This is a genomic window from Micromonospora sp. NPDC020750 (assembly GCF_044334565.1).
Classification (GTDB): Bacteria; Actinomycetota; Actinomycetes; order Mycobacteriales; family Micromonosporaceae; genus Micromonospora.
The window spans coordinates 23,067-47,047 of record NZ_JBIRTH010000015.1 but is presented as its reverse complement, the minus strand read 5'-3'; the positions used below and the strand labels follow the sequence as shown (position 1 = coordinate 47,047).

Annotated in this window: 23 protein-coding genes; 8 read left to right on the top strand and 15 right to left on the bottom strand. The window is 74.2% G+C overall.

The genetic code is table 11. The features are described from left to right. Positions 1 to 394 precede the first annotated feature (394 nt). From ACH4T9_RS30290 to rimP, 9 genes are all read right to left on the bottom strand, one after another. Entirely contained in the window at positions 395 to 604 is a 210-nt protein-coding gene (locus ACH4T9_RS30290) for a DUF6186 family protein (RefSeq protein ID WP_396674774.1), read from the bottom strand. Beyond that, positions 604 to 1,011, bottom strand: a complete 408-nt coding sequence (locus tag ACH4T9_RS30285; RefSeq protein ID WP_396674736.1) for a hypothetical protein — start codon at positions 1,009 to 1,011, stop codon at positions 604 to 606. Before ACH4T9_RS30285 ends, ACH4T9_RS30290 begins: the two co-directional genes overlap by 1 nt. A gap of 64 nt (positions 1,012 to 1,075) precedes the next feature. Then, a complete protein-coding gene (locus ACH4T9_RS30280) occupies positions 1,076 to 2,125 on the bottom strand; it encodes a bifunctional oligoribonuclease/PAP phosphatase NrnA (RefSeq protein ID WP_396674735.1) in 1,050 nt (349 codons plus the stop codon). Next, positions 2,122 to 2,613, bottom strand: a complete 492-nt coding sequence (gene rbfA / locus ACH4T9_RS30275) for a 30S ribosome-binding factor RbfA (protein WP_396674734.1) — start codon at positions 2,611 to 2,613, stop codon at positions 2,122 to 2,124. The genes ACH4T9_RS30280 and rbfA overlap by 4 nt, the downstream gene beginning before the upstream one ends. A gap of 138 nt (positions 2,614 to 2,751) precedes the next feature. Beyond that, positions 2,752 to 3,045: a DUF503 domain-containing protein gene (locus ACH4T9_RS30270; protein WP_396674733.1), complete on the bottom strand. Its 294-nt coding sequence runs from the start codon at positions 3,043 to 3,045 to the stop codon at positions 2,752 to 2,754. A 90-nt stretch (positions 3,046 to 3,135) separates the two neighbouring features. Beyond that, positions 3,136 to 6,171 carry a translation initiation factor IF-2 gene (gene infB / locus ACH4T9_RS30265; protein WP_396674732.1) on the bottom strand — a complete coding sequence of 1,012 codons (3,036 nt, stop codon included), beginning with the start codon at positions 6,169 to 6,171 and terminating at the stop codon, positions 3,136 to 3,138. Positions 6,172 to 6,264: 93 nt separating this feature from the next. Further along, on the bottom strand, positions 6,265 to 6,597 hold the full coding sequence (locus tag ACH4T9_RS30260; protein ID WP_350887882.1) for a YlxR family protein: 333 nt from the start codon (positions 6,595 to 6,597) through the stop codon (positions 6,265 to 6,267). Positions 6,598 to 6,613: 16 nt separating this feature from the next. Beyond that, positions 6,614 to 7,657, bottom strand: a complete 1,044-nt coding sequence (nusA, locus tag ACH4T9_RS30255; RefSeq protein ID WP_396674731.1) for a transcription termination factor NusA — start codon at positions 7,655 to 7,657, stop codon at positions 6,614 to 6,616. Further along, positions 7,654 to 8,337 carry a ribosome maturation factor RimP gene (gene rimP, locus ACH4T9_RS30250; RefSeq protein WP_396674730.1) on the bottom strand — a complete coding sequence of 228 codons (684 nt, stop codon included), beginning with the start codon at positions 8,335 to 8,337 and terminating at the stop codon, positions 7,654 to 7,656. Before rimP ends, nusA begins: the two co-directional genes overlap by 4 nt. Positions 8,338 to 8,565: 228 nt before the next feature. Between rimP and ACH4T9_RS30245 the strand changes: the two genes are divergently transcribed. From ACH4T9_RS30245 to ACH4T9_RS30215, 7 genes are all read left to right on the top strand, one after another. Then, complete coding sequence (locus ACH4T9_RS30245; protein ID WP_396674773.1) at positions 8,566 to 9,018, top strand: hypothetical protein; 453 nt, start codon at positions 8,566 to 8,568, stop codon at positions 9,016 to 9,018. Then, entirely contained in the window at positions 9,015 to 9,464 is a 450-nt protein-coding gene (locus ACH4T9_RS30240; protein WP_396674729.1) for a ferritin-like domain-containing protein, read from the top strand. The genes ACH4T9_RS30245 and ACH4T9_RS30240 overlap by 4 nt, the downstream gene beginning before the upstream one ends. A gap of 90 nt (positions 9,465 to 9,554) precedes the next feature. Next, the gene (locus ACH4T9_RS30235; RefSeq protein ID WP_396674728.1) at positions 9,555 to 10,154 is read left to right on the top strand and encodes a PadR family transcriptional regulator; all 600 of its coding nucleotides are present in this window, start codon (positions 9,555 to 9,557) and stop codon (positions 10,152 to 10,154) included. After that, positions 10,151 to 10,918: an ABC transporter ATP-binding protein gene (locus ACH4T9_RS30230; RefSeq protein WP_396674726.1), complete on the top strand. Its 768-nt coding sequence runs from the start codon at positions 10,151 to 10,153 to the stop codon at positions 10,916 to 10,918. The genes ACH4T9_RS30235 and ACH4T9_RS30230 overlap by 4 nt, the downstream gene beginning before the upstream one ends. Beyond that, positions 10,915 to 13,743, top strand: a complete 2,829-nt coding sequence (locus tag ACH4T9_RS30225; protein WP_396674725.1) for an FtsX-like permease family protein — start codon at positions 10,915 to 10,917, stop codon at positions 13,741 to 13,743. The genes ACH4T9_RS30230 and ACH4T9_RS30225 overlap by 4 nt, the downstream gene beginning before the upstream one ends. 97 nt (positions 13,744 to 13,840) lie before the next feature. Further along, a complete protein-coding gene (locus ACH4T9_RS30220; RefSeq protein ID WP_396674724.1) occupies positions 13,841 to 14,338 on the top strand; it encodes a nitroreductase family deazaflavin-dependent oxidoreductase in 498 nt (165 codons plus the stop codon). 75 nt (positions 14,339 to 14,413) lie between these two features. Beyond that, complete coding sequence (locus tag ACH4T9_RS30215) at positions 14,414 to 15,124, top strand: nucleotidyltransferase domain-containing protein (protein WP_396674722.1); 711 nt, start codon at positions 14,414 to 14,416, stop codon at positions 15,122 to 15,124. Positions 15,125 to 15,161: 37 nt separating this feature from the next. On the opposite strand, the gene ACH4T9_RS30210 is transcribed toward ACH4T9_RS30215, so the two are convergent. Both ACH4T9_RS30210 and map read right to left on the bottom strand, forming a co-directional pair. Then, entirely contained in the window at positions 15,162 to 15,875 is a 714-nt protein-coding gene (locus ACH4T9_RS30210) for a VIT1/CCC1 transporter family protein (RefSeq protein ID WP_396674721.1), read from the bottom strand. After that, the gene (gene map, locus ACH4T9_RS30205) at positions 15,872 to 16,729 is read right to left on the bottom strand and encodes a type I methionyl aminopeptidase (protein WP_396674719.1); all 858 of its coding nucleotides are present in this window, start codon (positions 16,727 to 16,729) and stop codon (positions 15,872 to 15,874) included. Before map ends, ACH4T9_RS30210 begins: the two co-directional genes overlap by 4 nt. Before the next feature lie 128 nt (positions 16,730 to 16,857). Here map and ACH4T9_RS30200 point away from each other — a divergent pair, with 128 nt between their 5' ends. Continuing rightward, positions 16,858 to 17,172, top strand: coding sequence for an STAS domain-containing protein (locus tag ACH4T9_RS30200; protein WP_396674717.1), 315 nt, complete (start codon positions 16,858 to 16,860; stop codon positions 17,170 to 17,172). Positions 17,173 to 17,209: 37 nt separating this feature from the next. Here ACH4T9_RS30200 and ACH4T9_RS30195 read toward each other — a convergent pair whose 3' ends face one another. From ACH4T9_RS30195 to ACH4T9_RS30180, 4 genes are all read right to left on the bottom strand, one after another. After that, entirely contained in the window at positions 17,210 to 20,932 is a 3,723-nt protein-coding gene (locus tag ACH4T9_RS30195) for a SpoIIE family protein phosphatase (protein WP_396674715.1), read from the bottom strand. A 239-nt stretch (positions 20,933 to 21,171) separates the two neighbouring features. Continuing rightward, positions 21,172 to 21,723, bottom strand: a complete 552-nt coding sequence (locus tag ACH4T9_RS30190; RefSeq protein WP_396674714.1) for a pyridoxamine 5'-phosphate oxidase family protein — start codon at positions 21,721 to 21,723, stop codon at positions 21,172 to 21,174. Positions 21,724 to 21,830: 107 nt separating this feature from the next. Next, complete coding sequence (locus tag ACH4T9_RS30185) at positions 21,831 to 22,598, bottom strand: 3-oxoacyl-ACP reductase (protein WP_396674713.1); 768 nt, start codon at positions 22,596 to 22,598, stop codon at positions 21,831 to 21,833. A gap of 4 nt (positions 22,599 to 22,602) precedes the next feature. Next, positions 22,603 to 23,958: an aldehyde dehydrogenase family protein gene (locus ACH4T9_RS30180; RefSeq protein WP_396674711.1), complete on the bottom strand. Its 1,356-nt coding sequence runs from the start codon at positions 23,956 to 23,958 to the stop codon at positions 22,603 to 22,605. Between the last annotated feature and the right edge of the window lie 23 nt (positions 23,959 to 23,981).

The following is a 23,981-nucleotide window of genomic DNA, read 5'->3' as shown; positions in this document are numbered from 1 at the left end:
GGTGTCCATCGACGTCTGGAGAGCGCGGCGGGCCTGCTCGCGCGCCTCGTCGGTGTTCTCGGTCTTGGGCTTGGGCTTGCTCGACATGATTCGGTCCTTCCAGGGTGCGGGCCACGGCGACGTGGTGGCCCTGCGGCCGGTCGTGCTGGCGCCTGACGGGCGGTCCGGGATCACCGGAACGGCCGGTCTGGGCGTGCGCCCGGGTCGGTCTGACCCTGGAGGGAGGCGATGCCGGGTGCGGCGCCACCACCGTTGGCCAGCACCGCAGGACACGGCACCGGTCGATTCCCAAGTTATCGTTCAGGTCCACATGCTGCCCACTCTTCCCGCCATCTGGACAGGGTGAGATGCCGCCGGTGCCGGCCAAAGGGTCGCGGACCGACGTTGGCGGCCCTCAGCGGGCCAGGAAGTGCCAGCCGAGCCACCACCAGAAACCGAACAGGCCGATCCGGCCGACCGGCACCGGGCCCACCTCGTAGCGCATCACGTAGGCGCAGACGTCGGCCAGCGACGGGATCCGGGAGCCCGGGCGGCGGGCGGCCCACTCGACCGCGGCGAAGAGCACCAGGGCGGTGACGAAGCCGCCGATGGCGAGTGCCCGCATCATCGCCGCACCAGCCCCCAGAACGCGGCGAGCCAGGCGAACCAGGCCGCCGAGCGGACCAGTTCGTCCTCCAGCAACGGGTCGGCCAGCCGGGAGAAGGTGGGAAACTCGTCACCGGCGTGCAGGACGAAGGTGACGCCCTCGAAGACGCCGAACACGGCCACCGGGAGCAGCCACCAGACCGTGCCCATGCCGAGCCGGCGGGGCGCCGGCCGCCGGGACACCCGGGCACCCAGGCCCAGCCAGATCAACGCGCCCCCGGTGCCGAGCGTGTAGAGGTTCGCCGAGGCGGAGAACGAGGGCAGTTGCCCGCCGACGAGGGAGAGGCAGATCAGCACCGGCACGGAGACCACGGGACGGTCCCAGACCCGGGGCTCCGTGACGATGAGCTCGCGCGGGTGATCCATCCCGCAATTCTCCCCGCCCCGGCGGAGCGCGGGAAGACCAACACCCCCCGGAGCCGTCCCTGATCTACGCCTCGATCAACGCCTTGTCCAGCTCGGTGCGGATGCCGGCCACCACGTCCTCGGCGGTGCCGCGACCGGTGAAACCGGCCGCGAGCCGGTGGCCGCCGCCGCCGAGGGCGACCGCGACGTGGCTCACGTCCACCGCGCCCTTGCTGCGCATCGACACCGCCCACTCCATCGCGCGGACCTGCTTGACCACGCAGCTCACGTCGGCCTCGGCGGTGCACCGCACCGAGTCGATCAGCGCCTCCAGCACGTACGGTCGCTGGTCGTGCCGGGCCAGGTCGTCGAGCGTGGCGTACGTCCAGACGAGGCCGTGGCCACCGGCCGCCGCCGGCTCCAGGCGGGCCCGGCAGAGCACCTCGCCGAACAGCCGCACCGCGCCGAAGGGCCGGGTGTCGAAGACCCGACGGGAGATGTCACCGGGCCGGATGCCGGTGGCCAGCAACCGGGCCGCCAGCTCGTGCACGGCCGGCGTGGTCGCCTCGAACCGGAACGACCCGGTGTCGGTGGTCAGCGCGACGTAGAGGCATTCGGCGATCGCGGCGTCCAGGGTCGCCCCGAGCCGGGTCAGCAGTTCCTCGGCCACCACCGAGGTGGCCGCCGCCCGGGGGTCGACCAGGTTGATCCCGCCGAACCGGGTGTTGGAGGCGTGGTGGTCGAGCACCAGCGCGGCCCCGGCGGTCTCCAGCCGGTCGACCAGGCCGCCGAGCCGCGACTCGCTCGCCGCGTCGAAGCAGACGACCAACTCCGGTGCCGGGTCCGCGTCGACCTCCGGGACCAGCAGATCCAGCCCCGGCAGGGCACGGAACGGCTCGGGCACCTCCGGCGGGCCGGGGAAGGTCGCCTGCAACCGGCGTACGCCGAGCTGACGCAGCCCCAGCCCGAAGCCGAGCATGCTGCCCAGCGCGTCCCCGTCGGGGTTGACGTGGCAGATCAGCAGGACCCGGGCGTCGTCCGGCAGGCGACGCACCGCCGCGACGGCGGCGGCCCAGTCGGCCTCGGCCGGGCCGGGCCCGGCCACGGCCGGGCCGGTGTCGGCGGGCCCCGTCACGGCCGGTCCGCGCCGCGGGGGGTGTGCTCCTCGTCGGCCCCCTCGTCGGCGGAATCCCCGTCCTCGTCCTCCTCGTCCACCCGGTACGGCTGGGCCTCGCCCGCGTACCGGGCGCCCGCGGCGAGGCGCTGCACCTCGGCGTCGGCGGTGCGGGCCTGGACCAGCAGGTCGTCGATCTGCTTGACCTGGTCCTGCACGTTGTCGAGGACGAAGGTCAGCGACGGCGAGTGGCGCAGCCCGAGAGCCTTGCCGACCGTGCTGCGCAGCATCCCCTTGGCGCTCTCCAGCGCCGCCGCCGTGCTGGACTGCTCCGCCGTGTCGCCGAGGACGGTGTAGAAGACCGTCGCTTCGCGCAGGTCGGCGGTGATCCGGGCGTCTGTGATAGTGATCATGCCGAGCCGGGGGTCCTTGATCTGGCTCCGCACCACCGACGCGACCAGTTCGCGAACCCGCTCCGCGTGCCGGCGTACCTTGGCCGGATCCGTCATCTTGCCCACCTCCACGGCGTCCTGCTCCCGGTCGGTCCGGGGGCGCGGTACGCCGCCGGATCCGACCAGCCAACAATTCAGACACTACCTTCGCCGTCGGGTCGACCGCCGGGCACGGGCATCACCGACGGACGCCGGTCAGTCGTCGCCGCCGTACAGATGGCGACGCACCGACAGCAGCTCGACCTCGGGACGGCCCGCGACCAGGCGCTCGCACGAGTCGAGCACCTCGCGCACGTGCGCGCCCTCCGCGGCCACCACGGCCACGGCTATCTCCGCCCGACCGTGCAGGTCGAGCGCTCCCACCTCGGCGGCCGACACCTCGAAGCGGCGCAGCGCCGCCACGATCGGCCGTACATATGATCTCTTGGCTTTGAGCGACCGGGAGTCGCCCGGCAGCAGCAGGTCGAAGACCGCGGTTCCGGTGAACATCGCCCCGGACGATACCCGCAGTGGCCCCCACATGATCAAGGGGTTTACGCCGTTGCCGGCGTAAACCCCTTGATCACTATGTCGAACGGGTCAGCCGCGCGGCTTCTCCCGCATCTCGAAGGTCTCGATGATGTCGCCGACCTGGACGTTGTTGTACCCGGCCAGGGTCAGACCACACTCGAAGCCCTCGCGGACCTCCGTCGCGTCATCCTTGAACCGCTTGAGCGAGCTGATGGTGAGGCTGTCCGCCACCACCTGCCCGTCCCGAAGCAGCCGCGCCTTGGCGTTGCGGCGCAGGATCCCGGAGCGGACGATACAGCCGGAGATGTTGCCGACCTTGGACGAGCGGAAGACGTCGCGGATCTCCGCGCTGCCCAGCTCGACCTCTTCGTACTCCGGCTTGAGCAGCCCCTTGAGCGCGGCGTCGATCTCCTCGATGGCCTGGTAGATGACCGTGTAGTACCGGATCTCCACGCCCTCGCGGTCGGCGATCTCGCGGACCTTGTTGGCGGCCCGCACGTTGAAGCCGATGATCGTGACCGCCTCGGACGAGGCGCTCGCGAGCATGACGTCGCTCTCGGTGATCGCACCCACGCCCCGGTGGATGATCCTGAGCTGGACCTCCTCCGGGATGTCCAGGTTGAACAGGGCGTCCTCGAGGGCCTCCACGGAACCGGAGACATCGCCCTTGAGCACCAGGTTGAGCGAGGTCTTCTCGCCCTCCTTGAGCTGCTCCATGAGCGTCTCGAGGGTGGCCCGGCCACGGGAGTTGGCGAAGGACGCCGCCCGCCGCCGCGCCTGCCGCTGCTCGGCGATCTGACGCACCGTGCGGTCGTCCGCCGCGGCGAGGAAGGTGTCGCCCGCCCCGGGGACCGCGGTGAGACCGAGCACCAGCACCGGACGGGCCGGACCCGCCTCGGCGACCTGGTTGCCGTTCTCGTCGAGCATCGCCCGGACCCGGCCGTGCGCCCCGCCGGCGACGATGGAGTCGCCCGCCCGCAGGGTGCCCTTCTGCACCAGCACCGTCGCCACCGCACCGCGGCCCTTGTCCAGGTGCGCCTCAATGGCCACACCCTGCGCCGGCCCGTCGATCGGAGCGGTCAGCTCCAGCGACGCGTCGGCGGTGAGCAGGACGGCCTCGAGGAGCTCCTCGATGCCGATGCCCGGCTTCGCGGCCACGTTGACGAACATCGTCTCGCCGCCGTACTCCTCGGCGACCAGTCCGTACTCGGTCAGCTGCTGGCGGACCTTGTCCGGGTTGGCGTCCGGCTTGTCGATCTTGTTGACCGCGACCACGATCGGCACGTCCGCCGCCTTGGCGTGGTTCAACGCCTCGATCGTCTGCGGCATCACGCCGTCGTCGGCCGCGACCACCAGCACCACGATGTCGGTGACCTGGGCACCACGGGCACGCATGGCGGTGAACGCCTCGTGGCCCGGGGTGTCGATGAAGGTCACCGCCCGGTCCACGCCCTCGTGCGGGACGTGCACCTGGTAGGCGCCGATGTGCTGGGTGATGCCACCCGCCTCGCCGGCCACGACGTTCGCCTTGCGGATCGCGTCGAGCAGCTTGGTCTTACCGTGGTCGACGTGGCCCATGACGGTCACGACCGGCGCACGGCTGACCAGGCGGTCCTCCGCGACCTCGGCGTCGAGGTCGATGTTGAACTGCGCGAGCAGCTCGCGGTCCTCGTCCTCCGGGCTGACGATCTGCACGTCGAAGCCGAGGTGCTCACCCAGCAGCAGCAGGGTCTCGTCGGAGCACGACTGGGTCGCCGTGACCATCTCGCCCAGGTTGAACATCTCCTGGACCAGCGAACCCGGGTTGGCGTTGATCCTGTCGGCGAAGTCCGACAGCGAGGCGCCACGGGAGAGCCTGACGACCTGACCCTGACCCCGGGGGGCACCCGAGCTCATGGTCGGGGCCGACAGGTTGTCGAACTCCTGTCTGCGCTGCTTCTTGGACTTGCGGCCACGGGTCGGCCTACCGCCCGGACGCCCGAAGGCACCCGCGGCACCGCCGCCACGGCCACGACCGCCGCCACCCGGACGACCGCCGCCACCGGCCGGTGCACCCGGGCGGAAACCGCCGCCGGGAGCACCGCCGCCGCCACCGGGACCGCCACGGTAGCCACCGCCACCGGCACCGGCACCGCCGCCACCGGGACCGCCGCGGAAGCCACCGCCGCCGCCACCGCCGCCGGGACCGCCGCGGAAGCCACCGCCGCCGGCACCGCCGCCGGGACGACCCGCGCCACCGCCGCCACCGGGACGACCCGCGCCGGGGCCGCCACCTGGACGACCGGGGCGCTGGCTCGGCATGGAGGCCGGGCTGGGCCGGGGCGGCATGGAGGCCGGACTCGGCCGGGGCGGCATCGACGCCGGGTTCGGGCGGGGACCGCCACCACCGGCGGCCGGGGGCCGCTGCTGACCGCCCTGGATACCGAACGGGTTGTTACCAGCGCTGCGCGCCGGCGGACGACCGCCCGGACGGGCACCCGGGCCCGGGGCCGGCGCACCGGGGCGACCGGCGGCCGGGGAGCCCGGCCGGGGCGGCATCGCACCCGGACCCGCACCCGGACCCGTGTTCGGGCGCGGGCCGGGACGGGGACCACCCTCGGTGGGTGGCTCCCGACGGACGTTCTCTCGCTGCTGCTGCCGGGCGGCCTGGGCGGCCTTGACCGCGGCCTCCTGCTCGGCCTTCAGCGCGGCGGCACGCGCCTCGGCGGCCGCCACCTCGATGTCGTGGGCACTCGCCGGCTTGGCGACCGGGGCCACCGGCTGCGACAGGCCGGGAACTGGTCCCTTGGGCTTCGGGCCGGGGGTCGGCGGACCGGGCCGCCGCGGCGGCATCGGCTTCGCCGCGACCCGGGGGGCACCCGGGGACGGAGACGGGGACGGAGTCGGGGTCGGCGTCGCACTCGGGGCGGCCGCCGGAGGGGCGGACGGCGCCGGCGAACCGGCGGAGGCGACGAATGCGTTACGCAGCCGCCGGGCGACGGGCGCCTCGACGGTGCTGGACGCGGACTTCACGAACTCGCCCATTTCCTTCAACTTGGCGAGAACGGTCTTGCTTTCGACCCCGAGCTCCTTAGCAAGCTCGTGTACGCGGGCCTTACCTGCCACTGCACTCCTCACTCCGAGGTCGTGCGGGCAGCACCCGCAGCAACCTCACTCGTGCACTTGAAGCCTGGTCATTTCAGGGACTTCATCGTGTGCTCATGTCGGTCGTCCTACCTTGCTAGCGACCCTCGCCCGGTCGGGATGACCTGACGTAGTGGTTGGCGCATCGAGATGCTCGGCCAGCTCACCGTGATCGACGACCCCGGTGACCCGCAGCGCACGCCCGAAGGCACGCCGCCGCACCGCCAGCGCGAAGCAGGCCGGATCTGGGTGCATGTTCGCTCCCCGACCCGGCAGCCTGCGAGCCGGATCGGGGCGGAGGCTGTGACCAGCCTCGTTGCCGACCGCGACCATTCGCAGCAATTCGTTGGCCGGCGCACGTCGCCGGCAACCCACACAGGTGCGCTCCGGCAGCGCGTGTCGTACCACCGGAAGAAGTCTACCCCTAGCTGCCCGAGATCGCTCCGCCCGGCTCCCTGACGTGATCAGCCCCGCCCCGCGCGGACGTGGTGGCCTGCTCCGCATCCGACCGGATGTCGATTCGCCAACCGGTCATCCGGGCAGCCAGCCGGGCGTTCTGCCCCTCCCGGCCGATCGCCAGCGAGAGCTGGAAGTCCGGCACCGTCACCCGGGCGGTGCGGGTGGCCAGGTCGACCACCTCGACCCGCAGCGCCTTGGCCGGCGACAGCGCGTTGCCGACGAAGGTGGCCGGGTCGTCCGACCAGTCGATGATGTCGATCTTCTCACCGTGCAGCTCGCTCATCACCGCGCGGACGCGCTGGCCCATCGGGCCGATGCAGGCGCCCTTGGCGTTCACGCCCGGTGTGGTGGAACGCACCGCGATCTTCGTGCGGTAGCCGGCCTCGCGGGCGATGGCGCCGATCTCCACGGTGCCGTCGGCGATCTCCGGGACCTCCAGCGCGAACAGCTTCTTCACCAGCGCCGGGTGGGACCGGGAGAGGGTGATCTGCGGGCCGCGCATCCCCTTGGCGACGTGCACCACGACGCAGCGGATCCGCTCGCCGTGCGTGTACCGCTCGCCGGGGACCTGCTCGGACTGCGGCAGCACGCCCTCCAGCTTGCCGAGGTCGACGCTGACGATGCCCTTCTCGGACCGCGCCTCGTGCGCCTGCACCACGCCGGTGACCAGGTCACCGTCGCGGCCGACGTACTCGCCGAAGTGCACCTCGTCGGTGGCCTCCCGCAACCGCTGGAGGATCACCTGCTTGGCGGTCATGGCCGCGATCCGGCCGAAGTCGTGCGGGGTGTCGTCCCACTCCCGCACCACGCTGCCGTCCTCGTCCACCTCCTGGGCGTAGACCAGGGCACCGCCGGACTTCCGGTCGATCTCCACCCGGGCGTGCGATTCGGCCCCGTCGGTGTGCCGGTAGGCGGTCAGCAGCGCGGTCTCGATCGCCGCGAGGATCGTGTCGAACGGGATCTCCCGCTCGCGCTCGAGTGCGCGCAGCGCCGCGAGGTCGATGTTCACCTCTCCTCGTCCTCCACATCATCTTCGTCGTCGATGTCGTCAATGTCCTCGTTGTCGCCGAGCTCGTCGTCGCCCACCTCGTCGAGGCGGTTGAACTCGACCTGAACCCGGCCGGGGCCGAGCTCGGCGTGGCGGAACTCCGCACGGCCCGAATCGGTCTCCAGCACCACGCGCTCGTCGTCGGCCTCGATTACCCGGCCGGTGACCTGGCGGTCGCCGCCGGACTGCTCGGGCAGCGCGCCCCGGGCGGTCACCTTCACCAGTCGGCCGACGTTACGCCGCCAGTGCCGGGGCAGGGTGAGCGGGCGGTCCACCCCGGGGGAGCTGACCTCCAGCTGGTACTCGCCGGCCAGGATGTCGCCACCGGCCTCCTCGGCCGCGTCGAGCGCGGCGGAGACGGCCCGGGAGACGTCCGCCACCGCGTCCAGGCTGATCCCGCCGTCGGCGTCCACGATCACCCGCACCACGTGCCGACGGCCGGCCGGGGAGACGGAGAGGTCCTCCAGGTCGCACCCGGCCTCGTTGACGACCGGCTCGATCACCGCGCGCAACCGGGCTCGCCGAGCCGCGAGGTCGCCCCGGGGAGGGCTGCCGACGCGGTCACCGCTCCGGGGGCCGTCGGCGCGCCGGGGTCTCCCCGTCGGCCCCGTCGACCTGGTGGCACGGCCACGCTGCGTCATCTGGCGCACCCTCTCGTGATCGACGGCGCCCCGGTCGGGCACCATGCCGGCGCACCACCGGAGCGGAGCGCCGGTGGTGCGCAGAGCGTAACGCGCCCACCGCGCGGCGGGCCGGGCGGCGCACCGACGCCGGTCGCCCACGTCCGTGCTCGAATGGTGTTGACTTGCCCGGTGGCGAAGGGCAGAACGACATGGCACGACCCGGCACAGGGACATTCCCGGCGAAAGCTGCTGCGGGTCGGCGCGCTGCTGACACTCGGTGGTGCCACCGCACCGCTGACCGGCTGTGATCTTTTCGACGGCGACGAGCCGGACCCGGCTCCCGACCCGCTCGAACCCCTCGCCGCCGAGGCGCGCGAGCTGGCCGCCCAGCACCGCGCCGCGCTGGCCGCCGACCCCGACCTGGCCAAGAGGCTCACCCCGATCGCCGAGGCCCACGAGGCACACGCGGCCGAACTGGCGAAGCTGTTCGGCCGCCCGGCGTCCGCGTCCCCGGGCACGCCGTCGGCCGGGGCCAGCGCCGGCGGCGACCGGACGGCCACGCTGACCGACCTGCGTCAGGCGGAGCAGCGCGGGCGCGAGTCGGCCGCGAAGCTCTGCGCCGGGGCGCCGGCCGAGCGGGCGGCGCTGCTCGGCTCGATCGCCGCCGCCCGGGCCACCCACGTGGAGGCGCTGAAGTGATCCGTCGACAGACACCGTCCGGGCCGGCCCAGGCGCTGGCCGACGCGCTCGCCGCCGAGTACGCCGCGGTCTACGCGTACGCGCCGATCGGGGTCCGGCTCACCGACGCCGCCCGCACGGCCGCCCGCCGGGCCGAGGGGGCGCACCGGGCCCGGCGCGACGCGCTGGTGCTCCAGCTCAGCGCGGCCGGCGACCCGGTCCCCGCCGACAAGGCCGGGTACGCGCTGCCCTTCCCGGTCACCGACGCGGCCAGCGCGCTGCGGCTGGCGGTCGAGGTGGAGGAGCGCACCGCCGCGTTCTGGCGGGCGGCGCTGCCGCACACCACCGGCGCGGACCGCAATCGGGCCCTCGCGGCGCTGACCGACTGCGCGGTGCGGGCCACCCGCTGGCGGCGCACCGCGGGGGTGACTCCGGTCACCGTCGCGTTCCCCGGTCGGCCCGACTGACCGGCCCCGGAGCGGTTTGCCGCCCGCCGGACAGCCGCCGCCCGCCGCCCCCGGTTGCGGGTGGCATACCAGGTATGCATACTCCGGACCATGTCCATCCGTCACGGCCTGCTCGCGCTGCTCGAACGCGGCCAGATGTACGGCTACCAGCTCCGGGCCGCGTTCGAGGAGTCGACCGGCTCGACGTGGCCGCTGAACATCGGGCAGGTCTACACCACCCTGTCCCGGCTGGAACGGGACGGGCTGGTGCGCCCGCTGCCGGAGCACGAGGGCGGGCAGCGGCCGTACGAGATCACCGACGCCGGGCGGGCGGACCTGGCGCTGTGGTTCGCGACCCCGCTCAGCCGGACCGACCGCCCCCGCGACGAGCTGGCCATCAAGCTGGCCCTCGCGCTGACCACCCCGGGCGTGGACGTGCGATCGGTGGTGCAGACCCAACGCACCGCCACCATGCGGACCTTGCAGGAGTTGACCCGGTTGAAGTACGCCAGCGACCGCCCCGAGGACCTGCCCTGGCGGCTGGTGCTGGACGCGATGGTGTTCCAGGCCGAGGCGGAGGTCCGCTGGCTGGACCACTGCGAGACGAGCCTCGTGCGGTACCGGCCGGCACCGCGGCCCGACGGCCGGGCGGGGGAGGTCGGTCGGCCGACGGACGCGGCTGGTCGGGACGGCGAGGAGGCACGGCGGTGAGCGGACCGGACGACGCGCCGGGGACCGGCCCCACCGCGCCCGGAGCGGCGGTGCTCGACCTGCGCGACGTCCACCGCACCCACGGCAGCGGCGAGGCCACCGTGCACGCCCTGCGCGGGGTCAGCCTCACCGTCGGCCCCGGCGAGTTGGTCGCGGTGATGGGGCCCTCCGGCTCCGGCAAGTCCACCCTGCTCGCCCTGGCCGGCGGGCTCGACGGGCCGACCGCGGGCGAGGTCGTCGTCGAGGGGCAGCCGCTGGGCGCGCTCGACCGCCGCGCGCTGGCCCGGGTGCGCCGCCGGCGGATCGGCTACATCTTCCAGAACCTCAACCTGCTGGGCAGCCTCACCGCCGCCGAGAACGTCGCGCTCCCCCTCGAACTGGACGGCGTCGGCGTACGCCAGGCGCGGCGGGCTGCCCGGGTCGCGCTCGACGAGGTGGGGCTGACCGAGCTGGGCGGACGCTTCCCGGACCAGTTGTCCGGCGGGCAGCAGCAGCGGGTGGCCATCGCCCGGGCCCTGGTCGGCGAGCGGCGGCTCGTCCTCGCCGACGAGCCGACCGGCGCGCTCGACTCGCAGACCGGCGAGGCGGTGCTGCGCCTGCTGCGCCGCCGGGTCGACGCGGGCGCCGCCGCCGTGCTGGTCACCCACGAGGCCCGACACGCCGCCTGGGCCGACCGGGTGGTGTTCCTGCGCGACGGGGTCATGGTGGACTCGACGGCGCCGCTGGGCGGCGTCGAGCAACTCCTGGCCGGCAGCGGTCGGTGAGCCCGAAGCGGGCGACCATCGTCCCGTCGCGGCGGGACCGACGCCCGGCCGACGTGCCACCGCCGGCCCCGGCGGGCGGGATCGACGGCGGTCCCCGGCAGCGGCGGATCGTGGCGGCGCTGCGCTCCTGGCGGGCCGCGTTGCGCATCGCGCGGCGGGAGGCCGGGCGGGCCCGGGGTCGCACCGCGCTGGTGCTCGCGATGATCACCCTGCCCGTGCTGGCGCTGGCCTTCGCCGCCGTCAGCTACGACATGTCCCAGCTGACCCGGGCCGAGCGGATCGACCGTCAGCTCGGCACCGCCGACGCGGAGCTGCACTGGCTGGCGGACGGCCCGCTGGTGCAGGACGCCTGGGGCGACAACGGCTATCCCCGCGAGGGCGTCCGGCACCGGAATCGGCCGGTCACCGCCGCCGAGCTGACCGCCCAGCTCCCGGCCGGCAGCCGGGTCCGCGAGGTGCGGTGGTGGGTGACGTTCGAGGCGCGCGTCGGCAACCGGCGCGTGCCGTTCGACGGCCGGCAGCTCGACCTCAGCGACCCGCTGCTGCGCGGGCAGGCCCGGCAGCTCGCCGGCCGCCCGCCGACGGCCGCCGACGAGATCGGGCTGAACCGGGCGGCGCTGCGCCGGCTGCACGTCCGGCCCGGCGACCGGGTCACCCCGGCCGACGGCTCGGGCGACCGGACCGTGGTCGGGGTGGTGGAGTTCCCCGACAGCCTGGGCCCCATGGTGACCCTGCCACCGACGGCCCCCATGCCGGTCGAGTCGCAGGGCGAGACGAGGTGGCTCGCCGACCTGCCGGACGGCGTCGACCCCGGCCTGACCGACCGGCTCAACGCGCGCGGGATCACGGTGGTCGCCCGCACCCCGGCGCCCCACCCCGGCGTCGACGCCGGGATGCTCAACGCTTCGGTGAGCGCCGAGGACGCCAGCAACGCGGTGCTGATCGGCGGCCTCGGCCTGCTGGAGGTCGTGCTCCTGGTGGGGCCGGCGTTCGCCGTCGGGGTGCGCCGCCGGCGCCGGGATCTCGCCCTGGTCGCCGTGGCCGGCGGGGACGCCGCCCACCTGCGCCGCATCGTGCTGGCCGACGGGGTGGTGCTGGGCTGTGCCGGGGCCGCCGCCGGGCTGGCGCTGGGTGTCGTCGCCGCGATCGCCGCCCGGCCCCTGACGGAGGAGTACGTCTTCCAGGAGCGCTTCGGGGCGTACCGGATCTTTCCGGCCGCGCTGGCGGCGATCGCCGTGGTCGCGGTGCTGGCCGGGGTGCTCGCGGCGCTGGCGCCGGCCTGGACCGCCGCCCGCCAGGACGTGGTGGCCGGGCTGGCGGGCCGGCGCACCTCGCCCCCGCACCGGCGGCGCTGGCCGCTGCTCGGGGCGGCGCTGACCGCCGGCGGCGCGGCGGTGGCCGCGCTGGGCGCCGCCCGCAGCGTCACGCCGGTGCTCTTCGCCGGCCTGGTCCTCGGCGAGCTGGGGCTGGTTTTCGTCACCCCGACGCTGGTCGGGGTGCTCGCCCGGGCCGGCAGGTGGCTGCCGCTGGCCCCCCGGGTCGCGTTGCGGGACGCGAGCCGCAACCGCGCCTCGGCCGCCCCGGCCATCTCGGCGGTGATGGCCGCGGTCGCCGGCAGCGTCGCCCTCGGCGTTTACGTGGCCAGCGACGACGCGCGGACGACGGTAACCTACCGGCCGGGCATGCCGTACGGCCACGTCCTGGTCGTCGGCTCCGATTCCGCGACCGGGCCGCTGCCGCCGGTGGCCCGGATCGCCGAGGTGGCGTCCGCCGAGCTGCCGCCCAGCGCGGTGACCCGGATCGACGCCCCGGCCTGCTCCGCGCCCGCCACCCCCGCCACCACCCCCACCGTCGAAGACTGGTGCGAGGTCCAGGCGGAGCTGCCACCCGGACAGACCTGCCCGTACGAGGCGGGGCAGGTCCGGGACGCCGCCGTCCGGCTGCGCGTCCGAGCCGACCCACGCTGCGTCGAATGGTTGTCGGGCGGGTACAGCAGCTACTCGGTGTCGTCGGTGGTGGACGACGGCGACGCGTTGGCCGCGCTCACCGGCGCCGCCCCGCAGGAGATCGCCGCCGCCCGCCGGGTGCTGCGGGCCGGCGGCGCAGTGGTGACCGACCCGCGCTACGTCCTCGACGGCCGGGTCACCCTGGCGGCGACGCGGACACGCAACGAACCGGAGTCGACGAGGACCGTCCGGGCCACCGTGCCCGCGTACGTGCTGCGCGGCGAGACCGGGTTGAACCAGCTCGTCCTGTCCCACGCCGCCGCCGCCCGGGTCGGGCTCGCCGCGTACCAGTTCGGCTATGTCCTGGCCACCGACGCGGTGCCGACCCCCGACCAGCAGGACCGCTTCGACGCCGAGCTGCGACGCCTCGCCCCGCTGCGGGTGGTCGTCGAGCGCGGACGTCCGGACACCGACCAGCGGCCGATCCTGCTGCTGCTGGCCATCGTCTCCGGCCTGATCACCGTCGGTGCGGCGGCCGTCGCCACCGGCCTCGCCGCGGCCGAGGGACGGGCCGACCTGTCCACCCTGGCGGCCGTGGGCGCCAGCCCCCGGGTACGCCGGGTGCTGTCGCTCTGCCAGGCCGGGGTGATCGCCGGGCTCGGCTCGGCCCTGGGCATCGCGGCCGGGCTGGGCACCGCCGTGATCATCCTGGCCGCCACGAACCGCCGGTACGCCGAGGCCTGGCCGCTGGAGGAGCCGTACCCGGTCGTGGTGCCCTGGCTCACCCTGGGGGTGCTGGTGGTGGTGCCGCTGGTGGCGATGCTCGGCGCGGGCCTGTTCACCCGGTCCCGGCTGGCCGTCGAGCGCCGCCTCGACTGACGCCCGGGACGGCGTCCGGACTGCCGGCCGGGACGTTCCCACACCCGCCTCCGGCCTCGGGGTGCCGCCCCCGGGCCGGGGGCGGCAGACTGGTCGCGTGTCCGCTCTCGGAACCCTCACCCGTCGCTTCGGCCGCCACCGCTGGTTCGGCGCGGCGGCCCGGCTGCTCGTCCCCGCCGACCGGGTGGTCGGCCGGCTCACCCGGGGCCGGGTGGTCGCGCTCGGCCTGATCCCCTCACTCGTCATCACCACCACCGGCCGCCGCTCCGGCCTGCCGCGCAGCAACCCCCTGCTGTACGTCCCGGACGGCGACGCCTACGTGGTGATCGGCTCCAACTGGGGGCAGCGGCACCAGCCCGGCTGGGCGATGAACCTGCTCACGCACCCCGAGGCGGAGGTGGACGTCAAGGGCCGGCGGGTAGCGGTCCGGGCCGAGGCGGCCACCGGCGCGGAACGAGACCGGCTCTGGACGCTGCTGGTCGCCGAGTGGCCGGCGTACCGGACGTACGTCGAGCGGGCCGGCGGGCGGGAGATCCGCATCTTCCGGCTGGTGCCGGCCGGGCGCGGCGGTCCGGGCGGCGTCGGCGACCGGTGACTAGGGTGGAGCCGGCGTCGCGGCGGCCCTCCCGGTGGCCGGTCCGGCGGGCAGTCGGCGAGGCAGAGGTGGTTCGTGGACCCGTACCAGGACGATCCCCGGTGGTCGGTGGCGGAGCGGGTCGCGGACGCGGCGAGGCGGCGCTTCCCGGCCGATGTCCTCGCGGTCGCGGTGCACGGCCCGCTGGCCCACGGTGACGACGACGGCGGCGGGGACGGCGAGGTCGGGCTGCTGATCGCCACGTACCGGGCCGGCGTGGGCCCGGCCCCGGCGACCCGGCGGGTGGACGGCGTCCTGGTCGATCTGAGCGTCGCCGCCGCCGAGGAGCATCTCCGCCGGGCTCGGGCGATCACCGCGCTGTGGCCGCTCACCGCGGACCGGTACGTCACCACCCGGCCGGTGCACGACCCGACCGGCTGGCTGCCGGCACTGCGCGACGAGCACCTGGCCCGGCTGGCCCGGGCCCGGCCGGCGGAGTTCACCGATCCCGCCCGGCAGGCGTGGTACCGGGGCTGCGCCGCGCACTCCCGGGCCGCCCGGCTCGCCGGGTGGTACGAGACGGACCAGGCGCTGCTGATGCTCGGCGAGGCCCGGCTGGCCGCGGCCACGGTGAACGGGCTGCTCAGCCGCACCTACTTCCGCGACCCGGGGGATGCGGTCCGGCGTACCGGCCTGGCCGGGGCGGACATGATTGAGGTCGGCGCGGTGCTGGCCCGGCAGGCCGAGGAGCTGACCGCCCGGGGCCGGCCCGTCGACGGCACCATCGACGACCTGTTCGCCGGCTGACCCGCGCCCTCGGGCCGCCTGCGCGGGTGGGAGCGGCCTACAGGCCGCCCTGGACGCCGATCATGGTGCCGATCAGGTACGTCGCGCCGGCCGCCGCCGCGCCGAGCAGGAGCTGCCGCAGGCCGCTGGACCACCAGGGGCGCCTGGTGAACCGGGCCACGACCGCCCCGGCCACGAACAGCCCGACCCCGCCGACGGCCAGCGCCAACCACAGGCTGGTCGCGCCGAACAGGTACGTCAGCAGCGGGACCAGTGCCCCGACCGAGAAGAACAGGAACGACGAGATCGCCGCCGTCCACGGGCTCGGCTGTTCGTCCGGGTCGACGCCCAACTCCTCCCGGACGTGCACCCGCAGCGCCTCCTCCGGGTTGCGCCGCACCGCCTCGGCGACCTGGGTGGCCAGGTCGCGGGACAGGCCCCGGGCCACCCACGCGTCGGCCAGCTCGCGGGCCTCCGCCTCCGGGTGCCGTTCCAGCTCCCGGCGTTCCTTGGCCACCTCGGCCGCCACCTGCTCGTTGGCCGACCGGACGCTGGTGTACTCGCCGAGGCCCATCGAGATGGCCCCGGCGACCAGGCCGGCCGCACCGGTGAGCACGATGCTGCGCGGCGACACCCCGCCGCCGCCGACGCCCGCGATCAGGGCGATGTTGGTGACCAGGCCGTCCATCGCGCCGAAGACGGCCGGCCGCAGCCAGCCGCCGGACACGTCCGCGTGGTGCGCCTCGCGCAGGGCCGCGGGGGTATCGGTCACGGCAGGGTCAGGATTTCGTGGCCGTCCTCCGTCACGAGGATGGTGTGCTCGAACTGGGCCGTCCACCTGCGGTCCTTGGTGACCACCGTCCAGCCGTCGTCCCACATGTCGTACTGGTAGGTGCCGAGGGTGATCATCGGCTCGATGGTGAAGGTCATCCCCGGCTCCATCACGTCCGTGGGGCGGGGGCTGTCGTAGTGCGGCACGTAGAGCCCGCTGTGGAAGGACTCGCCGATGCCGTGGCCGGTGAAGTCGCGGACCACGCCGTAGCCGAACCGCTTGGCGTACGACTCGATGACCCGGCCGATCACGTTGATCTGCCGGCCCGGGACGACCGCCTTGATCCCCCGCATCATCGCCTCGTGGGTCCGCTCGACCAGCAGCCGGGCCTCCTCGCTGACCTCCCCCACGCAGAAGGTCGCGTCGGTGTCGCCGTGCACCCCGTCGAGGTACGCGGTGACGTCGACGTTGATGATGTCGCCGTCGGCCAGGACCGTCGAGTCCGGGATGCCGTGGCAGATCACCTCGTTGAGGCTGGTGCAGCAGGACTTCGGGAAGCCCTTGTAGCCGAGCGTCGACGGGTAGGCCCCGTGGTCGCAGAGGAAGTCGTGCACCACCCGGTCGATCTCGTCGGTGGTGACGCCGGGTTTGCAGTGCTCCCCGGCGAGCTGGGTGGCCTGGGCGGCGAGCCGGCCGGCGACCCGCATTTTCTCGATGGTCTCCGGGGTCTGCACGTGCGAGCCGCGCCACTCCTGGGGACGCTTCTTGCCCACGTACTCCGGTCGGACGATGTGACCCGGCACCGGTCGCATCGGGGAGAGAGTGCCGGGGGTCAGCGGCGCACGGACGGTCATGGCGCAAGCCTATCGCCGGCCCGACTCGCGGCCCGTCGGCGCGGTGCCCGGCGGCGGCGGTGACCTCCACCACGGCGCCGACCGGGTGGTTGTTGCCGGGCAACTTCCGCTGTGCCATCGTGTTCTGCGTGGATCAAGGGGGAGCGGCGCCCGTCTTCGCCGCCCGGGTGGAGACCGACGGCGACCACGTCCGCGTGGTGGTCTCCGGCGAGGTGGACATGGCCACGGCCGACACGATGCTCCAGACCGTCCTGCGTGAGCCGGCCGGGCGGGTCACCCTCGACCTGCGGGCGGTCACCTTCTTCGACTCCGCCGCGATCCACGCCGCGGTCCAGCTCTCCCAGCGGTACCCGGACGCGCTGACCGTGCTGCCGTCCCGTCAGGTCCGGCGGGTGCTGGAGATCTCCGGCCTGGCCGACCAGTCCTGGGTCGCGCCGGCCTGAGCTCCACGAGCCGCCCCGCCCGACGGGCCGGGGGCGATCAGTCCTTGAGCCGCCGGCGCAGCGTCACCTCGGTCCCCGCGGGTGTCCGGCGCACCGTCAGGTCGCCCAGCGCCTTGATCAGCTCCAGCCCCCGGCCACGGAAGCCCGCCCCGGTCGACTCCCGCCACTGCCCGCTGTCCAGGATGGTGGCCACCACGGTGCGGTCGGCGATCGTCACCTCCACGCCGATGGTCGGCTCGGCCGGCTCGACCGGGTGCTCGATGGCGTTGGCGGCGGCCTCCGAGACCGCCACTGTCAGGTCGAACAGGTCGATCTCATCGACCCGGTGGGCGACGAGGAAGTCCTCCAGCCGACGACGCAGCACGCTGAGTCGGGTCGGGTCGGCCGGCAGCCGCAGCGCGAACCGGTTCAGCTCGGTCACCTCCAGCCCGAGGACCGCCACGTCGTCGCGGCGCGGCTGGGAGGCCACCCGCTCGACGACCACGTCGACCAGGTCGGCGACGTGCCCGACGTGCCGGGTGGCGTCGTCGCGCAACTGCCCGAGGGCGGCGTCGATGCCGAGCTGGCGGTCCTCGATCAGGCCGTCGGTGTAGAGCAGCAGCCGGGCCCCGGGGGCCAACTCGTCCTCGACCGTCCGGTACGACGCGGCGGGAATGGCGCCGACCGGTGGCCCGAGCGCGTGGTCGTGCAGGAATCCCACGTCGTCGCCCTGGATCAGCAGGGGGGACGGATGCCCGGCGCTGGCGTAGCGCAGCCGCCCGGTGCGGGGGGAGAACTGGAGGCAGACCACCGTCGCGAAGGAGGACTGCTCGGTCGAGCCGACCAGCCGGTTGAGCCGGGTCAGCGACTTGCCCGGGTCGTAGCCCTCCAGGACGTACGCCCGCAGCGCGTTGCGGAGCTGGCCCATCGCGGAGGCGGCCCGGACGCCCTTGCCGACCACGTCGCCGATGACCAGGACGAGTTCGTCGTCGTCGAGCTCGACGACGTCGTACCAGTCACCGCCGACCTCCACGTCGGCGCTGCCGGGCAGGTAGCGGCTGGCCAGCACCGCGCCGGGCAGCCGGGGCAGGGTGCTGGGCAGCAGGCTGTGCTGGAGGGTGGTGGCGATGCGGTGCTCGGCCTCGTAGAGCTGGGCGTTCTCCAGCCGTACGCCGATCAGCCGGGCGAGCTGGGTCAACGCGGCCTGGGCGGTGTCGGTGGTGTCCTCCCCGCGCCCCCAGACCCGCAGCTCGCCGAGCTGCTCCCCGGCGGTGCCGGTCAGCGGCAGCACGATGGACGGTTCGGCGGCGGTTGTGCCGCCGCCGTCGGCCTCGGAGCGGGCCCCGGTCGCGGTTACCACCACCCGGGCGGCCTCGGCGAGGCCGAGCGCGTGCCGGGCGGCCACCTGGAGCACCTCGGCGGTGGTGCGGGCGGTGTTCACCGCGACGGCGGCGTCGGCCAGCGCGCGCAGTCGCCGGATGATCTGCCCGCGTAGCTGGCCCAGCTCGACGTTCGCCCGGACCCGGGCGATCAGCTCCTCGCTGGAGAACGGCTTGGTCAGGTAGTCGTCCGCGCCGACCGACAGTCCGGCGACCGCCTCGGCCGAGCCGGCCCGGGCGGAGAGCAACACGATCGGCACATGCCGGGTACGCGGTTCCGCGCGCAGCGCGGTGACCAGGCCGAACCCGTCCAGCCGGGGCATCATCACGTCGGTCAGCACCAGATCGAACGGGGACTGCACGGCCTGGCGCAGCGCCTCGACGCCGTCCGGCACGGCCACCACCTCCCAGGACGGGGAGAGCAGCCGGGCGACGTGCTCGCGCAGGTCGGCGTTGTCGTCGGCGAGCAGGATGCGGCCGGCCGTCACCCGGTCGGCGGCCACGGCCGACGAGGTGACCGGGGCCGCATCGACCCACAACGCGCTCTCGGCGGCGAAGAGCCGGGCCTGCGCCAGCTCGGCAGGGGCGGAAGAGGCGGCCGGGACGTCGGTCGGGACCCGGTCGGCGGGCAGGTGGGCGGAGCCGAACGGGAGGGTCACGGTGAAAGTGCTGCCCGCGCCGACCCGGCTGCGGGCCTCGACCCGACCGCCGTGCATCTCCACCAGCTCGCGGACCAACGCGAGCCCGATCCCGGTGCCCTCGTGGGTGCGGGAGCGGACGCCGGGCACCCGGTGGAACCGGTCGAAGACATGCGACAGCTCCTCGGGGGGAATCCCGACGCCGGTGTCGGTGACCTCCAGCCGGGCCGCGCCGTCGACCGCCCGGATCCGGACCCGGACCTCACCGTAGAAGGTGAACTTCACCGCGTTGGCGACCAGGTTGAGGACGATCTTCTCCCACAGGTCCCGGTCGACGAAGACCGGCCCGGGCAGCGGCGGGCAGTCGACCGCCAGGCGCAGGCCGACGCGTTCGGCGGCCGAGCGGAAGGTGCTGGCCAGCCGGGAGGTGTAGTCGGCCAGGTCGGTGGGCTCGTAGTGGGCGGCCAGCCGGCCGGACTCCAGCCGGGAGAAGTCCAGCACCGTGTTGACCAGCTTGAGCAGGCGCAGCGCGTTGCGGTGCGTCATGGTGAGCTGGTCGGTGTAGGGCTCCGGCAGCGCCGGGTCGGCGAGCAGGTCCTCCAGGGGCCCCAGCACCAGGGTCAGCGGGGTGCGGAACTCGTGGCTGATGTTGGCGAAGAAGCTGGTCTTGGCCCGGTCCAGCGCGGCCAACTCGGCGGCCCGGGCCTGTTCCTGCTCGTACGCCCGCTGCCGGCCCACCGTGCGGGAGAGCTGGGCGGCGATCAGGTCGAAGAACGTGCGGTACTCGTCGGTGAACGGCAGCCGGGCGGACACCCCCACCACCAGGGCCCCCGCGGGCTCGTTGGTGGCGGTCAGCGGCAGCACCAGCGCCTGCCCGGCGACCCCCTCGGGCACCTCCGCGAGCAGGTCGGCGACGTCGACCGTGGCGGCGGGCCCACCGTCGGCGACCCGGCTCAGCACGGCCGCGGCGGTCCCGCCGAGCGGCGGCGCGGCGGTCCCGGTCCCACCCAGCGGCGGCGCGGCGACCGCCGCGGAGCCGCTGGAGCCGCTGCGCCCGGCGAGGGTGAGCCGGCCGGCGTCGTCGCGCAGATAGACCAGGCCGAACGGGACGTCGGCCCGGTACCGGTCCAGCACCCGGGCGGCGGCCGTCGCCAGCTCGCCGGACTGCTCCGCCTCGGCCAGGCCGACGCCCAGCTCCGCCAGGGCCCGCAGCCGGCGCTCGCCGAGCACCCGGCCGGTGGTTTCGCTCACGATGCAGAAGACCCCGCTGATGCCGCCGTCCGCGTCCCGGATCGGGTCGTAGGAGACGTCGAAGTAGACGTCCTCCAGGAAGCCGCGCCGGTCGAGCACGAAGGGGTGGTTCTCGCCCCGGTAGGGCTCGCCGGTCTCCCGGACCGAGGCGAGCAGCGGCCCGAGCACGTCCCAGGTCTCCACCCAGTGCTCCCGGGCGGGCTGGCCGATCGCGTGCGGGTGCTTGGCGCCGATTGTCGGCAGGTAGGCGTCGTTGTAGAAGGCGCGGTGCTCCGGCCCCCAGAACATCACGATCTGCGCCCGGGAGGAGAGCATCGTGGCGACCGCGTGGCACAGCGCCGCCGGCCAGCCGGCCGGGAAGCCGAGCGGACTGGTCGTCCAGTCGAACCCGCCCAGCCGCTCCCCCATCTCGCCGCCGGCGGCGAACGCGGCCGTGAGCAGCGGCGGGATCGTCTCATCGACGTTCCCGGCGGACGGGTGCAGCCCGTCCTCGCCCCCCTGGGCCGAGCTCATACAGCCTCCCGCATCGGCCGTTCCCCCCGACGACCGCACGATCGTCGTCCCCTGCCGACCACATGATCGCCGTCGTGCCCCGCCTTCTACCCAGACGGACCAGCAACGTAACGCATCCGCCCGGCGCGACGCTGGTAACCCGGGTCTCACCACACATCACCGCCGACCGCCTGCGGAAATCGGTACGGAGGGCAGCCACCGCCGGCCGGTGGAACACTGGGTGCGGCCGGCGTCAGGCGTCAGAAGACCGGGAGGCCGTCGATGCTCGCGGCGTTCTTCGTGGCCCGGTAGGTGACCAGGTCATCGGTGGTGCGCCGGGAGTGTGACCTGACTAACAGGTCCCGGTCACCCTGATAGTCCATCAGGGGCACCGCGTACCCGCAGGAGTCGCTGACCCGGTCGACGTCGACCGTGATCACCGCGCGGGCGGAGTGCAGGTCCGGCGGGTCGGGGAAATCGCCGAGCCGGTCGGCGAAGCCGGCGTCCTCCACCGTCACCGCCGTGCCCCGCCCGTGCAGCCGGACGATGTTGGGCGGGCCGGCGAAGGCGCAGAACATCAGCGTGATCCGGCCGTTCTGCCGCAGGTGGGCGATGGTCTCCGCGCCGCTGCCGTGGAAGTCGAGCCAGGCCACCCGGTGCGGGCCGAGGACGACGAAGGTGCCGCGCATCCCCTTCGGCGAGAGGTTGACGTGCCCCTCGGCGCCGGAGGGCGCGGTGGCCACGAAGAAGACGGACTGCTGCTCGATGAAGTCGCGCAGCCGACCGTCGATAGCCGGATAGACCTTCCCCATGCCGCCATCCTCGCACCACCTACCGAAAAGTGGGACGGCCCTCCCGTCAGTCGGAACGCGCAGCGGCCCGGACCAGGGCGGTCACCCCACCCCGGTCAGCGGCCGGGTCACAGCGGGGTGACGTACGCGCCGGTGATCCCGCCGTCGACGACGAACTGCGCGGCGGTCATGAACGACGAGTCGTCGCTGGCCAGGAAGGCCACCGCCGCGGCGATCTCCTCCGGCTGGCCGAACCGACCCATCGGTACGTGCACCAGCCGGCGGGCGGCCCGCTCCGGGTCGGCGGCGAACAGCTCCAGCAACAGCGGGGTAGCCACCGGGCCGGGGCACAGCGCGTTGACCCGGATGCCCTCCCGGGCGAACTGCACGCCCAGCTCCCGGGTCATCGCCAGCACCCCGCCCTTGCTCGCCGTGTACGCGATCTGCGAGGTGGCCGCCCCCATCAGCGCCACGAACGACGCGGTGTTGATGATCGACCCCTTGCCCTGCCTGCGCATGTGCGGGATGACGTGCTTGCAGCACAGGTAGACGCTGGTGGTGTTGACCCGCAGCACCCGCTCCCAGGCGTCCAGGCCGGTCTCCAGGATCGAGTCGTCCTCCGGCGGGGAGATGCCGGCGTTGTTGAACGCCACGTCCACCCGGCCGTGCCGGTCGACCACCCCGTCGAACAGCTCCCGCACCGCCGCCTCGTCGGCCACGTCGCAGGCGACGAACTCGCCGCCGACCTCCTCGGCGGCCCTCCCGCCCGCCGCCGCGTCGATGTCGACGCAGACCACCCGCGCCCCCTCGGCGGCGAACCGCCGCACCGTGGCCAACCCGATCCCGCTGCCCGCCCCGGTGACCACCGCGACGCGCCCTTCCAACCGACCCTGCACCTGCTCACTCCTCCGTGGCGATGAAGACGTTCTTGACGTCGGTGAAGGCGTGCAGCGCGTCCGGGCCCAGCTCGCGGCCGAGCCCGGAGCGCTTCATCCCACCGAACGGGGTCCAGTACCGCACCGAGGAGTGCGAGTTGACGCTCAGGTTGCCCGCCTCCACCGCCCGGGCCACCCGGATCGCCCGGCCCACGTCCCGGGTCCAGACCGAGCCGGACAGGCCGTACTCCGTGTCGTTGGCCAGCCGGACCGCGTCCGCCTCGTCGTCGAACGGGAGCACCGACACCACCGGGCCGAAGACCTCCTCCCGCCAGTGCCGGTCGGCCGGCGAGTCGGCGAGCAGCACCGTCGGGGCGTACCAGAAGCCGGGGCCCTCCGGGCAGGAGCCGGTGAACGCGACCTTCGCCCCGTCGACGTACCCGGCGACCCGGTCGCGCTGGCCGGCGGAGATCAGCGGGCCCATCTCGGCGGTGTCCAGCGCCGGGTCCTCCACCCGGAAGCTCTTGACCGCCGGCTCCAGCAGCTCCAGGAACCGGTCGTACACCGGGCGCTGGACCAGGATCCGGGACCGGGCGCAGCAGTCCTGGCCGGCGTTGTCGAAGACCGCGTACGGCGCGGTGGCCGCAGCCTTTTCCAGGTCGGCGTCGGCGAAGACCACGTTGGCGCTCTTGCCGCCCAGCTCCAGGGTCACCCGTTTCACCTGTTCGGCGCAGCCGGCCATGATCCGGGTGCCGACCTCGGTGGAGCCGGTGAAGCACACCTTGCGTACGGCCGGGTGGGTGACGAACCGCTCCCCCACCACCGACCCTTCGCCGGGCAGCACGGTGAACACGTCATCGGGCAGCCCGGCCTCGCGGCCCAGCTCGGCCAGGCGCAGCGCGGTCAGCGGGGTCAGCTCGGCCGGCTTGAGCAGCACCGTGTTGCCGGCGGCGAGCGCCGGGGCGAAGCCCCACGCGGCGATCGGCATCGGGAAGTTCCACGGCACGATCACCCCGACCACGCCCAGCGGCTCGTGGAAGGTGACGTCCAACCCGCCCGGCACGGGGATCTGCCGGCCGGTCAGCCGCTCGGGCGCGCCCGCGTAGTAGTCGAGCACGTCCCGGACGTTGCCCGCCTCCCACCGCGCGTTGCCGATGGTGTGCCCGGAGTTGCGCACCTCCAGCGAGGCCAACTCCTCCAGGTACGCGTCCACCAGCCCGGCGAACCGCCGCAACACCCGCGCCCGCTCGCCCGGCGCCACCTTCCGCCACCCCTCGAAGGCCCGAGCCGCCCGCCCAACGGCCACGTCGACCTCCGCGAGCGAGGTGGCCGCCACCTCCCCCACCACAATCCCGCTAGCGGGATTCACCACCTGCGTCATGCCCCACCCTCTCTCTCCGTCGG